Origin of the sequence: Streptomyces sp. NBC_00038, assembly GCF_026343635.1 — a bacterium.
In the GTDB taxonomy this organism is placed as follows: domain Bacteria; phylum Actinomycetota; class Actinomycetes; order Streptomycetales; family Streptomycetaceae; genus Streptomyces.
Genome location: NZ_JAPELQ010000001.1, coordinates 5,984,792 through 5,997,474, shown reverse-complemented (window position 1 = coordinate 5,997,474; position 12,683 = coordinate 5,984,792). Strand labels below are relative to the sequence as shown.

The window sequence follows — 12,683 nt, the reverse complement described above, 5'->3', positions numbered from 1 at the left end:
GCGGGGGGTGGTGGACGTTGGCTGGGGGCCACCGGGTCCCCGGCCCTCGCGCCTGTTCGCCGTTTTTGGGAGCCCCGTGGGCGGGTGCGGGTTCCATGTGGCTGAGCGCGCAGTTCCCCGCGCCCCTAGCGGGACGTGCCCCTGGCGGGGCGCGGTCCCGATGGCCGGCTTACGTCGATGCCATCTGGTCCAGGCGGCGCAGGATCACGCCCTCTCGGAGTGCCCAGGGGCAGATTTCCAGGGTTTCGACGCCGAAGAGGTCCATCGCGCCCTCGGCCACCAGGGCGCCTGCTAGGAGCTGGCCCGCGCGGCCCTCGGAGACTCCGGGGAGTTCGCCGCGTTCGTCGGTGGTCATCGCGGCGAGGCGGGGGACCCAGTCCTGCAGGGAGCGGCGCTTGAGTTCGCGCTGTACGTAGAGGCCGTCGGCGGAGCGGGCGGCGCCGGCGATACGGGCCAGCTGCCGGAAGGTCTTGGACGTGGCGACCACGTGGTCGGGCGCCCCGAAGCGGCTGAACTCCCCGACCGTACGGGCGATCTGGGCCCGCACATGGCGGCGTAGCGCCCTGACGTCGGCGGGATCGGCGGGGTCGTTCGGCAGCCAGCCCGCGGTCAGCCGGCCCGCGCCGAGCGGCAGCGACGCGACGGCGTCCGGTTCCTCGTCGATGCCGTACGCGATCTCCAGGGAGCCGCCGCCGATGTCGAGGACGAGGAGCTTGCCCGCCGACCACCCGAACCAGCGGCGGACGGCGAGGAAGGTGAGCCGGGCCTCCTCGGCGCCGGTGAGAACCTGGAGCTCGACGCCGGTCTCGGCCTGCACACGGGCGAGTACGTCGTCGGCGTTGCTGGCCTCGCGCACGGCGGAGGTCGCGAAGGGCAGCAGGGCCTCGACGCCCTTGTCCTCGGCCGCCTCCAGCGCGGCCTGGACGGTCTCGATCAGTTTGTCGACGCCTTCGCGGTCGATCGCCCCGCTCGTGTCGAGCAGTTGAGCGAGCCGCAAATCGGCCTTGTGCGAGTGCGCGGGCAGCGGTCGTGCACCGGGGTGCGCGTCCACCACCAGCAGATGCACCGTGTTCGAACCCACGTCGAGGACACCGAGTCTCATGTACGGAACGCTACTGCGCGTTCGACGCTCGGCCGTCCCCGGAGCGGCCTTGGGCGACTTACCCTGGACAAGTGCCAAAGACGAAAAAGGCGAAGCCCGACAAATCGGCCAAGGGTTCTTCGCAGGCGAAGGCCACCAAGCCCCCGAAGTCTCTGAAGTCTCCGGACAAGAGCGACGAGAAGGGGATCGACTTCGCTCGTGCGTGGGTGGAGTTCCCTGATCCCGCAGACGACGAGCAGCTCTTCCGGTGCGATCTGACATGGCTGACCTCTCGCTGGAACTGCATCTTCGGAAGCGGCTGCCAGGGCATCCAGGCGGGTCGCGCCGACGACGGCTGCTGCACGCTAGGGGCCCACTTCTCGGACGAGGACGACGAGAAGCGGGTGGCCGGGCATGTGGCGAGGCTCACGCCGGACGTCTGGCAGCACCATGACGTGGGCACCAAGACCGGCTGGGTCTCGGAGGACGAGGACGGGGAGCGGCAGACCCGTCCGTACAAGGGGTCCTGCATCTTCCAGAACCGGCCCGGCTTCGAGGGTGGCGCGGGCTGCTCGCTGCACATCCTCGCCGTGAAGGAGGGCCGCGAACCGCTGGAGACCAAGCCGGACGTCTGCTGGCAGCTGCCCGTGCGACGGACGTACGAGTGGATCGACCGGCCCGACGACACCCGCGTGCTCCAGGTCTCCATCGGTGAGTACGACCGCCGCGGCTGGGGTCCTGGCGGCCACGACCTGCACTGGTGGTGCACGTCGGCGACCTCGGCGCACGGCGCGGGCGACCCGGTGTACGTCTCGTACCGCCCGGAGCTCGTCGAGCTGATGGGCAAGGCGGGGTACGACCGGTTGGTCGAGCTCTGCGAGGAGCGGCTGTCCTCGCAGCTGCCCCTGCTGGCGCCGCATCCGGCCGACCCGGTCCACTGAGGCACCGACACCGAAGTCCGGCGGACGCCGGGGTTACGAGGACGGGCTCGGGTCGCCGCTGTCGCCGGGCGGCGGGGTCGAGCCCCCGGGGTCGGAGGGCGCCGGGTCGGTGGGCGTGGGTTCGGGGTCGGACGGGGTCGGGTCGGTGGGCGTGGGATCCGGGTCGGACGGAGTCGGGTCGCTCGGCGTGGGTTCGGGGTCGGACGGGGTCGGGGTGGTGGGACGCGGGCCGGGGTGGTGGCTTCCGGGCCCCCCGGGGTTGGTCGGGCGCGCCGTCCCGTACCCCTCGATCGTGACCATGGAGCCCGCCGGTGCGATCGACACCCGTGCGCTCCAGGGGCCCACCGGCTCGCGAAGATGGTCGACGTACACCTTGATCGTCAACGATTCGCCGGGTTCGAGGGTTCCCGAGGACTGGCTCAGATAGAGCCAGTGGGCGCCGGTGTGCGCGGACCAGTGAACCGGTGAACTCCCGGACGCGGTCAGCGTGATGAGGGTCGTGTCGCCGCTGTTGCCGGCCAGTACGGAGAGCCGTCCCGCGCCCGGGGCCTGGCTGCTCCCGGGGGCGCTGACGACCTCCACGGAGACGTCGGGCGAGCGGCTGCCCTTGGTGAAGCGGCCTTCGGGTTCGGTGCTGGCGTTGCCCGCGTTCTCGTAACCGCCCGTCTCCTCGCCGTCGATGCCGTCGGCGTCCTGCGCCTCGCTCGCGGTGACCGGGCGGCCGTCCGTGCCCTCGCCGGTGAGGGGCGCGCCCCGGTAGGCCGCCCAGAGGGCGAGTACGGGGGCGGCGACGACGGTCGCGACGACGGTGGTCGTGACGGCACGCGCGCGTAGCCGGTCCCTTCGGGCGGCACGGTCCTTGGGGTCCATCGGGAAACCGCGCCGGTCGAAGCGCGGAGCGCTGCCCCGCGCGCGTGGGACGTGCGCCATCGCGACGTGCAGGGCCGCGCGGGGGGCTTCCAGGACGGGGAGCGCGGCGGGCGTGACGCTGGTGCCGGGCCAGGTGCCGGGGACCGCGCGCTCGGCGGTACGGCGGCAGCGCGGGCAGTCGTCGACATGCCGGACCAGCTCCCGGCGCAGGGCGGTGCCGAGCACGAGCTGGTTGTCGCCGGTGAGGCGGGCGACGCTCGGGCAGGTGCCGGTCTCCACGACGGCGAGCGCGGCACGGGTGCGTTCGACCTCGCAGGCGGCGGAGCCGAGCAGCTCACGCGCGGAGGCGAGGTCCATGCCGAGGACGGCGGCCACTTCGTGGGCGGCGAGCTGGTGGCGCACGGCGAGTTCGAGCGCCTCGCGCTGCTCGGGGGTGGTGCCGGCGGCCTCCGGCCAAGCCAGCAGGGCGAGTTCACGCCGACGCTGCGCCTGGGTCTCTTCGGAGACGGGGGCGCTCAGCGCCTCGGCCGCGCGCCGGTCGGCGGCGTCCTTGTCCGCCGCCTTGTGCCGCGTCCTGCCCGCCGTCTTGTGCGCGGGCTTGGAGTCGCTCTCGTGGGCCCCTTTGTGACTCGCACGCCCCCGGACGGAGGCGTGTGCTCCCTGACGCCTGCGCCTCGTCTCGGCGAGCTTGCGCAGACAGGCCCAGCGCGCCAGCGCATACAGCCAGGCCCTGCGGTCGTCCGCGGCCTCCGGGGCGCGCGCGCCCCGGCGCTCGGCCAGCGCGAGAACATCTCCGAGGGCGGCGGTCGCCGCGTCGTGGTCGCACAGGACGGACAGGCAGTAGGTGAACAGGCCGTCCAGATAGGGCTCGTAGCGCGCGGGTGGGCGCTGAGCCATGGTGGTGCGGGTCGACGCGCCACGGGGCGCGGCCGCCCGCTTGCGCGCGTCTCCGTGCGCCCGGTGTGCGCCGGTGGTGTGCGTGGAGGTCTCCGGACTGCTGCTCATCACCCGTGCGACCGTAGGTGCCAATCGGTGGCCCCTTCCTCCCCCTTGAGCACATTTAATCCGTACGGGTGAAACGATCCCTCATAAGGGGACAGGAACCTCCGATTCCATGGCCTGGGCCGTCACGGCGGGCGATGGCAATGCCATACAGGGGCGCGTGCCGGGCACCCTTCGGGGCACCCCGTGCACAGCGCCGACAGCGCTGTCAGTGGCCTCGGCTACGGTTCGGTTCATGGCTGCCCGTACGAAAACCGCGAAGGACCGGCCGTCCTACCGCTGCACCGAGTGCGGCTGGCAGACGGCCAAATGGCTCGGCCGTTGCTCCGAGTGCCAGGCGTGGGGGACGGTCGAGGAGTACGGCGCGCCCGCCGTCCGTACGACGGCACCGGGCCGGGTCACCACGTCCGCGGTCCCCATCGGGCAGGTCGACGGCCGCCAGGCAACCGCACGCTCCACCGGAGTGCCCGAGCTGGACCGCGTCCTCGGCGGCGGTCTCGTACCCGGCGCGGTCGTCCTCCTCGCGGGCGAGCCCGGCGTCGGCAAGTCCACCCTGCTCCTCGACGTGGCGGCGAAGGCGGCGAGCGACGAGCACCGCACGTTGTACGTGACCGGGGAGGAATCGGCCAGCCAGGTGCGGCTCCGCGCCGACCGCATCAAGGCCATCGACGACCACCTCTATCTCGCCGCCGAGACCGATCTGGCCGCCGTTCTCGGCCACTTGGACGCGGTGAAGCCGTCCCTGCTCATCGTGGACTCCGTACAGACCGTCGCCTCACCGGAGATCGACGGCGCACCGGGCGGCATGGCCCAGGTCAGGGAGGTCGCCGGCGCGCTCATCCGTGCCTCCAAGGAGCGCGGCATGTCCACCCTCCTCGTCGGCCATGTCACCAAGGACGGCGCGATCGCGGGCCCCCGCCTCCTCGAACACCTCGTGGACGTCGTCCTGAGCTTCGAGGGCGACCGGCACGCGCGCCTCAGGCTCGTACGAGGCGTCAAGAACCGTTACGGGACGACGGACGAGGTCGGCTGCTTCGAACTGCACGACGAGGGAATCACGGGCCTTGCCGACCCCTCGGGCCTGTTCCTGACCCGTCGCGCCGAGGCGGTCCCCGGCACCTGTCTGACGGTCACTCTGGAGGGCCGCCGCCCCCTGGTGGCCGAAGTGCAGGCGCTCACGGTCGACTCGCAGATCCCCTCCCCCCGTCGCACGACCTCCGGTCTGGAGACCTCCCGCGTCTCGATGATGCTCGCCGTCCTGGAGCAGCGCGGCCGGATCACCGCCCTGGGGAAGCGGGACATCTACTCGGCGACGGTCGGCGGCGTGAAGCTCTCCGAGCCCGCCGCGGACCTCGCGATCGCGCTCGCCCTCGCCTCCGCCGCGAGCGACACCCCGCTCCCCAAGAACCTCGTGGCGATCGGCGAAGTGGGGCTCGCCGGGGAGGTCAGACGGGTCACGGGCGTTCAGCGCCGGCTCGCGGAAGCCCACCGGCTGGGCTTCACTCACGCCCTCGTCCCGAGCGATCCCGGCAAGATCCCTCCCGGTATGAAGGTCCTGGAAGTCGCCGACATGGGGGCCGCGCTGAGCGTCCTGCCGAGGTCGCGTCGTCGAGAGGCCCCACGGGAGGAGGAAGAGCGCCGGTAGACTTTGCCCTGGTCTCGCCCATCCGTACGAACCAAGGGCGGCCGGAAACCCCCCGCGACCCGAGGAGTGCAGTGGCAGCCAACGACCGGGCAGCAGCTCCCGGAAAGTCCGGTGGGAGCTCCGGTGCCGATGGCCTGATGCGCGCCGCACTGAGCGCCGTGGCACCTGGCACGGCCCTGCGCGACGGGCTCGAGCGGATCCTCCGCGGCAACACCGGCGGACTCATCGTGCTCGGGTCCGACAAGACCGTCGAGGCGATGTGCACCGGCGGCTTCGTGCTGGACGTCGAGTTCACCGCGACGCGGCTGCGCGAGCTGTGCAAGCTCGACGGCGGCATCGTGATCGACAAGGACATCACCAAGATCCTGCGGGCGGGCGTGCAACTGGTGCCCGACCCGACCATCCCGACGGAGGAGACCGGCACCCGGCACCGCACCGCGGACCGGGTCAGCAAGCAGGTCGACTTCACGGTCGTCTCGGTCTCCCAGTCGATGCGCCTGATCGCCCTCTACGTGGACGGCCAGCGCCGCGTCCTCGAAGACTCCGCCGCGATCCTCTCCCGCGCCAACCAGGCCCTGGCGACCCTGGAGCGCTACAAGCTCCGCCTCGACGAGGTCGCGGGCACCCTGTCAGCCCTCGAGATCGAGGACCTGGTCACGGTCCGCGATGTCTCCGCGGTGGCCCAGCGGCTGGAGATGGTGCGCCGGATCGCCACCGAGATCGCCGAGTACGTGGTGGAGCTGGGCACCGACGGGCGCCTTCTCGCGCTCCAGCTCGACGAGTTGATCGCCGGCGTCGAGCCCGAGCGTGAACTCGTCGTACGGGACTATGTGCCCGAGCCGACCGCCAAGCGCTCCCGCACGGTCGACGAGGCGCTCTCCGAGCTGCACGCACTCACCCACGCCGAGCTGCTCGAACTCCCCACGGTGGCACGGGCGTTGGGCTACACCGGCTCCCCCGAGGCACTCGACTCCGCCGTCTCCCCGCGCGGCTACCGTCTCCTCGCCAAGGTGCCCCGCCTGCCCGGCGCGATCATCGACCGCCTGGTGGAGCACTTCGGGGGCCTGCAGAAGCTCCTCGCCGCCAGTGTCGACGACCTCCAGACGGTCGACGGCGTGGGCGAGGCACGGGCGCGCAGCGTCCGGGAGGGACTGTCGCGGCTGGCGGAGTCGTCGATTCTGGAGCGGTACGTCTGACGTACCGCGGCACCGCGGTTCAGTCCTTGGCCCAGAGGCTCAGATCTGAAACTCAGGTCTGGGGCTCAGACCTGAAACTCAATCCTTGGACAGTACGAACGACGTCTGCGCCTTCGTCAGTCCGGGCGCCTGCGCCTCCACCAAGTACGTGCCCGCGGTCGCCGAAATCGCGGGCGGGGTGGCGCACTCGGGGGCGCTTGCCTTGCGGTCCCACTCCACCGTGTGGGTCACCTGCCCGTTGGCCGCGACGCGGAAGAGGAGACTGCCGGAACCCGTCGGGCAGTCGCCGGAGGACCAGATGTCGTCGTCGCTGCCGGCCTGAGTGATCGTCAGGACGGCGGTCTTCGGGCCGAGGTCGACCTTGCAGTCGCTGCCGGAGGAGTTCGTGGCGGTGAGCTCGATCGTGGGCTTCTCGCCGGGCGCATAGGTGTTGCGCACGCTGCGCAGCGTCAACTTGACGGCGCTCGCGGTGCAGTTGGGGAGAGTGGATCCGGCCGGGAGCTGGTCCGCCGATCCTCCGGCGCCGTTGGAACCGTCGTCGGACCCGGTACCGCTGCTCGTACCGGAGTCGCCGGAACCGGAAGTGGAACCGGAACCGGAACCGTCACCGGAGCCGCCGTCGGATCCGTCGCCTGAGCCGCTGTCGCCCGTGCCGGCGGTCGACTCGTCGCGCCCGCCCGGGTTTTCGCTGATCGCCGGGCCGGACCCGGAGGGCCCCGGTGTGATCGAGGCCGTGGGGTTCTTCCCGTTGGACCCGTCGCCGTTGTTCGTGCCGCCTCCGCCGCCGGGGCCGACCACCCACACGATGAGCAGCGCCAACAGAGCGACCAGGGACAGCAGAACGGCCCTCCGACGCCAGTAGATGGTGGAGGGGAGCGGCCCGACCGGATTGCGCATTGATCCCACGGCGCAAACTGTACGAGAGATCCGTCCCGGCGCTTGCCCCACCCGCCGCCCTGGCGCAACTTTTCCGGATCATCATCCTGGCCGACGCGCTTACGCGGCAGCGGGGTTGGGTTTTTTCGCCCCCTCCGCCCCTACCCGTCCCTTGTCCCTGGGGCTCCGCCCCAGACCCCGCCAAGGGGCTCCGCCCCCTGGACCCCCGCTCCTCAAACGCCGGAGGGGCTGAAAATCTTCAGCCCGTCCGGCGTTTGAGGACGAGCGCGTCAGCGCGACACGGGGGTCTGGGGGCGGAGCCCCCAGGAGCAAGGGACGGGTAGGGGCGGAGGGGGCGAAAAACCCACCCCACCCGACCGGCACCAGCAGACATCCCCAGCCACCCCCAACATGGCAGGATCAACCCCGTCATGACTGCACCCACGAAGCCCACCTCCCAGCCCACCGCCCCCGGCGAGCCCCTCCACACCCCCGTCATCGCCTGGTTCGACTCGCACGCCCGCGACCTCCCGTGGCGCCGCCCGGACGCCGGCCCCTGGGGCGTGATGGTCAGCGAGTTCATGCTGCAGCAGACGCCGGTGAACCGCGTGCTGCCCGTGTACGAGCAGTGGCTCGCCCGCTGGCCCCGCCCCGCCGACCTGGCCAAGGAGGCACCGGGCGAAGCGGTCCGCGCCTGGGGCCGCCTCGGCTACCCCCGCCGCGCACTGCGCCTGCACGGCGCCGCGGTGGCCATAACGGAACGGCACGGCGGCGACGTACCCGCGGAGCACGCGCAGCTCCTCGCGCTGCCCGGCATCGGCGAGTACACGGCGGCGGCGGTGACGTCGTTCGCGTACGGCCAGCGCCACCCCGTACTGGACACGAACGTGCGACGGGTGTTCGCCCGCGCGGTCACCGGCGTGCGGTACCCCCCGAACGCGACGACCGCCGCGGAGCGCAAGCTCGCCCGTGCGCTGCTGCCCGACAGCGAGCGGACGGCCTCCCGCTGGGCCGCCGCCTCCATGGAGCTGGGCGCACTCGTCTGCACGGCGAAGAACGAGAGTTGTGACCGCTGTCCGATCGCGGCGCAGTGCGCATGGCGCCTGGCGGGCAAGCCCGAGCACGAGGGTCCGCCCCGCCGCGGCCAGACATACGCCGGTACGGACCGCCAGGTCCGCGGCAAGCTGCTCGCCGTACTCAGGGAGGCCGTCGCCCCGGTCCCGCAGTCCGTCCTGGACCGCGTGTGGGACGAGCCGGTTCAGCGGGCCCGCGCGCTGGACGGCCTCGTCGCGGACGGGCTGGTGGAGCCACTCCAGGGCGGTTTGTATCGGCTCCCGTTGACGTAACCGCTGTGACCGGTTGACGTAACTGACGCAACCGGCACGGCAAATCAAGACCAACCCGGACACAACAGCACCCCGTCTTACCCACCCCCTACATCCGTTACACAACCGACGGACAGCCGAGCGTTCCCCGCATGCTGTCTCGGACAACCCCGTGACAACCCCTCCGTAGCTTCATCTCAGGCAACGGAACACCGGCGGCAGGCGACAGCAGGCAGGTCGGACACGGGGATGGAGGCGGTTGATCATGGCGCACGGCGAGGTGCTCGAATTCGAGGAGTACGTCCGCACTCGGCAGGACGCGCTGCTGCGCAGTGCCCGCCGCCTGGTCCCCGACCCCGTCGACGCCCAGGACCTGCTGCAGACCGCGCTCGTACGGACGTACGGCCGCTGGGACGGCATCGCGGACAAGCGGCTGGCCGATGCCTACCTGCGGCGCGTGATGATCAACACGCGGACCGAGTGGTGGCGGGCCCGGAAGCTCGAAGAGGTACCGACCGAGCAGCTTCCGGACGCCTCCGTCGACGACTCCACGGAGCAGCACGCGGACCGCGCGCTCCTGATGGACATCATGAAGGTGCTGGCTCCCAAGCAGCGCAGCGTCGTGGTGCTGCGACACTGGGAGCAGATGTCCACGGAGGAGACGGCTGCCGCCCTCGGTATGTCGGCCGGGACGGTCAAGAGCACGCTGCACCGGGCGCTGGCCCGGCTCCGCGAGGAGCTGGAGAACCGCGACTACGAGGAGCGCGGCGCACGCGCGCTCGAACCGAGTGAGGAGCGGGAGCGTTGCGCGGCCTAGAAAAACGGGCCAGGGGGGCCGGGTCGGCCGGGCAGGCCGGAACGGCCGGGCGGGTTCCGAAGCAGGTCTTCAAGGCGAAGCAGGTCTTCAAGGCGGGGAGTGCGGCGGTTGCCGCGCTCGCCGCCCTCGGGCTTTTCCTGACCGCCTGCGCGACGGGCGGCACGGGCGCTCGCGACGAGGGCCCGGCGGGCAGCGACGCCGTCGCCGGCAAAGTGCAGACCTCCGCCTCCGCCGCTGCCTCCAAGGCGCCCCAACGCGTCGACGCCGTCAAGCTCGTCCAGGACGACCCGGAGGTCAGTCCCTCGGTCAAGAGTGCCCTCAAGCCGTGCGTCGCCGACGAGTACCCGATCGACGTGTCCTACGGGAATCTGACCGGGGGATCCGCGAACGACGTCGTGGTCAACGTGATGACCTGTGCCGATGCCGTCGGAGTCGGCTCGTACGTGTACCGGGAGAAGGACGGCAGGTACGAGAACGTCTTCAAGGCCGAGGAGCCTCCGGTCTACGCCGAGATCGACCGGGGGGACCTGGTGGTCACCCAGCAGCTGTACGCGAAGGGCGACCCGGTGTCGTATCCCTCCAGCGAAGAAGTGATCACCTACGGCTGGTCCGCGACCCGCTTCATCGAGGAGTCCCGGATCCACAGCGACTACAGCAAGGCGGTGGGCGGCGCGGACGTGCCGACCCCCGCCCAGAGCTGAGAACAAGGGATGGCAGAGCAGCGGATGGCGGAGCACCGGATGGCAGAACAGACCCACGTCCTGTTCGTCGAGGACGACGACGTCATCCGCGAGGCCACGCAACTTGCGCTGGAGCGCGACGGCTTCGCGGTCACCGCGATGCCCGACGGCCTGTCGGGCCTGGAGTCGTTCCGCGCGAACCGCCCCGACATCGCGCTCCTGGACGTCATGGTTCCCGGCCTGGACGGCGTCAGCCTGTGCCGCCGTATCCGCGACGAGTCGACCGTCCCCGTGATCATGCTGTCCGCGCGCGCCGACTCGATCGACGTCGTCCTGGGCCTGGAGGCGGGCGCCGACGACTACGTGACCAAGCCCTTCGACGGCGCCGTCCTCGTCGCCCGCATCCGCGCTGTGCTGCGCCGCTTCGGACACGCGAGCGGTTCGACGAGCGGCGCGGCCGCGGAGGGGCACTCCCCGGTGGCCGGCGGTGTGCTCGTCTTCGGCGACGGCGACCTGGAGATCGACACGGAGGGCATGGAGGTCCGCAGAGGCGGTACGCCGGTGGCGCTGACGCCCACCGAGATGCGGCTGCTGCTGGAGTTCTCGTCGGCTCCGGGCACGGTGCTGAGCCGTGACAAGCTGCTCGAACGCGTGTGGGACTACGGCTGGGGCGGTGACACCCGCGTCGTCGACGTCCATGTGCAGCGGCTGCGTACGAAGATCGGCCAGGACCGGATCGAGACGGTCCGTGGCTTCGGCTACAAGTTGAAGGCCTGAGCAGGGGTATGCGGGGGATATTTCGACGCCGGGGACCGGGCGACGCCAGAGCAACGGGCGCGGACGGCGTTAGGGCGAGGGCCGGCGGCATTCGTACGGGCATCCGGTGGAAGCTCAGCGCCGCGATCGCGTTCGTCGGCGCGCTGGTGGCGCTCGCGCTGAGCCTGGTCGTGCACAACGCGGCGCGGGTGTCGATGCTCGACAACTCGCGCGATCTGGCGGACGAGCGCATCCAGGTCGCGCAGCGCATGTACGAGTCGGGGCGGACGCAGGCCTTCGGGGTCGAGGTGGACGACCCGTCCATCCCGAAGGACCTGCTGGCGAAGGTCGCGCAGGGGCGGCGGGCCACGTACGTGTCGGACAACGCGAGCGGGGTGGCCGACATCTGGGCCGCCGTGCCGCTCAAGGACGGCCGCGTCCTCTCGCTCCACACCGGTTTCACGGACCGCAACACCGACGTCATGACCGACCTTGACCAGGCGCTGATCATCGGCTCGATCGCGGTCGTCTTCGGCGGCAGCGCGCTCGGCGTGCTCATCGGCGGCCAGTTGTCGCGCCGGCTGCGCAAGGCCGCGGCGGCGGCGAACCAGGTCGCCAAGGGCGACACCGACGTACGGGTGGGCAACGCCATCAGCGGGGTCGTACGCGACGAGACCGACGACCTCGCGCGGGCGGTGGACGCGATGGCGGACGCGCTCCAGCAGCGCATCGAGGCCGAGCGCCGGGTGACCGCCGACATCGCGCACGAGCTGCGGACGCCGGTGACGGGACTGCTGACGGCGGCGGAACTCCTTCCCCCCGGCCGCCCGACCGAGCTCGTCCGCGACCGCGCCCAGGCCATGCGCACCCTCGTCGAGGACGTCCTGGAGGTCGCGCGGCTCGACGGCGCCTCCGAGCGGGCCGAGTTGCAGGACATCATGCTCGGCGAGTTCGTGTCCCGGCGCGTGGCGGCCAAGGACGCGGGCGTCGACGTACGCGTCGTGCACGAGTCGGAGGTCACGACGGACCCGCGCCGCCTGGAGCGCGTCCTGTTCAACCTCCTCGCCAACGCGGCCCGGCACGGCAAGCCGCCCATCGAGGTCACCGTCGAGGGCCGCGTCATCCGCGTACGCGACCACGGCCCCGGCTTCCCCGGGGCCCTCCTCGCCGACGGCCCAAGCCGCTTCCGCACCGGCAGCACCGACCGCGCAGGCCACGGCCACGGCCTGGGCCTCACCATCGCAGCAGGCCAGGCCCGAGTACTCGGCGCCCGCCTCACCTTCCGCAACATCCGCCCCCCGGGCGCCCCGGACGACGTACCCGCCGAGGGCGCGGTCGCAGTCCTGTGGCTACCGGAACACGCACCGACGGATACGGGCAGCTATCCGATGCTGCCGTAACCGGGAGATCGTGGGCGCTCCGCTCTTCACCCCGGCCGGGGTGAAGATCTTCAGCCCGTCCGGCGTTTGAGGACGAGGCCGTTCAGGCCGAAAG

At 71.6% G+C, this 12,683-nt stretch carries 11 protein-coding genes; 8 read left to right on the top strand and 3 right to left on the bottom strand.

Translation table 11 applies throughout. The features are described 5' to 3' along the window. Positions 1-169: 169 nt before the first annotated feature. Complete coding sequence (locus tag OG219_RS27120) at positions 170-1,102, bottom strand: Ppx/GppA phosphatase family protein (RefSeq protein ID WP_266830678.1); 933 nt, start codon at positions 1,100-1,102, stop codon at positions 170-172. A gap of 71 nt (positions 1,103-1,173) precedes the next feature. Between OG219_RS27120 and OG219_RS27115 the strand changes: the two genes are divergently transcribed. Next, positions 1,174-2,022: a hypothetical protein gene (locus OG219_RS27115; RefSeq protein WP_266830676.1), complete on the top strand. Its 849-nt coding sequence runs from the start codon at positions 1,174-1,176 to the stop codon at positions 2,020-2,022. A 33-nt stretch (positions 2,023-2,055) separates the two neighbouring features. Here the strand turns inward: OG219_RS27115 and OG219_RS27110 are convergent, their stop codons facing one another. Further along, the gene (locus OG219_RS27110) at positions 2,056-3,900 is read right to left on the bottom strand and encodes a hypothetical protein (protein ID WP_266830674.1); all 1,845 of its coding nucleotides are present in this window, start codon (positions 3,898-3,900) and stop codon (positions 2,056-2,058) included. Between the two features lie 229 nt (positions 3,901-4,129). Here OG219_RS27110 and radA point away from each other — a divergent pair, with 229 nt between their 5' ends. Further along, positions 4,130-5,539, top strand: coding sequence for a DNA repair protein RadA (gene radA / locus OG219_RS27105; RefSeq protein WP_266830672.1), 1,410 nt, complete (start codon positions 4,130-4,132; stop codon positions 5,537-5,539). 71 nt (positions 5,540-5,610) lie between these two features. After that, a complete protein-coding gene (gene disA, locus OG219_RS27100) occupies positions 5,611-6,735 on the top strand; it encodes a DNA integrity scanning diadenylate cyclase DisA (RefSeq protein WP_266830670.1) in 1,125 nt (374 codons plus the stop codon). A 78-nt stretch (positions 6,736-6,813) separates the two neighbouring features. Here the strand turns inward: disA and OG219_RS27095 are convergent, their stop codons facing one another. Further along, positions 6,814-7,641 carry a hypothetical protein gene (locus tag OG219_RS27095; protein ID WP_266830668.1) on the bottom strand — a complete coding sequence of 276 codons (828 nt, stop codon included), beginning with the start codon at positions 7,639-7,641 and terminating at the stop codon, positions 6,814-6,816. A 401-nt stretch (positions 7,642-8,042) separates the two neighbouring features. On the opposite strand from OG219_RS27095, the gene OG219_RS27090 reads away from it, so the two are divergent. From OG219_RS27090 to cseC, 5 genes are all read left to right on the top strand, one after another. Then, the gene (locus tag OG219_RS27090; protein WP_266830666.1) at positions 8,043-8,957 is read left to right on the top strand and encodes an A/G-specific adenine glycosylase; all 915 of its coding nucleotides are present in this window, start codon (positions 8,043-8,045) and stop codon (positions 8,955-8,957) included. A 244-nt stretch (positions 8,958-9,201) separates the two neighbouring features. Next, positions 9,202-9,753 (top strand): SigE family RNA polymerase sigma factor, encoded by a 552-nt coding sequence (locus tag OG219_RS27085; protein WP_266456951.1) that lies wholly within the window; start codon positions 9,202-9,204, stop codon positions 9,751-9,753. A gap of 137 nt (positions 9,754-9,890) precedes the next feature. Then, positions 9,891-10,454, top strand: a complete 564-nt coding sequence (locus tag OG219_RS27080) for a hypothetical protein (protein ID WP_266836247.1) — start codon at positions 9,891-9,893, stop codon at positions 10,452-10,454. A 39-nt stretch (positions 10,455-10,493) separates the two neighbouring features. After that, entirely contained in the window at positions 10,494-11,210 is a 717-nt protein-coding gene (gene cseB, locus OG219_RS27075) for a two-component system response regulator CseB (RefSeq protein WP_266830663.1), read from the top strand. A gap of 8 nt (positions 11,211-11,218) precedes the next feature. Beyond that, positions 11,219-12,589 carry a two-component system sensor histidine kinase CseC gene (cseC, locus tag OG219_RS27070; RefSeq protein WP_266830661.1) on the top strand — a complete coding sequence of 457 codons (1,371 nt, stop codon included), beginning with the start codon at positions 11,219-11,221 and terminating at the stop codon, positions 12,587-12,589. The last annotated feature ends 94 nt before the right edge of the window (positions 12,590-12,683 follow it).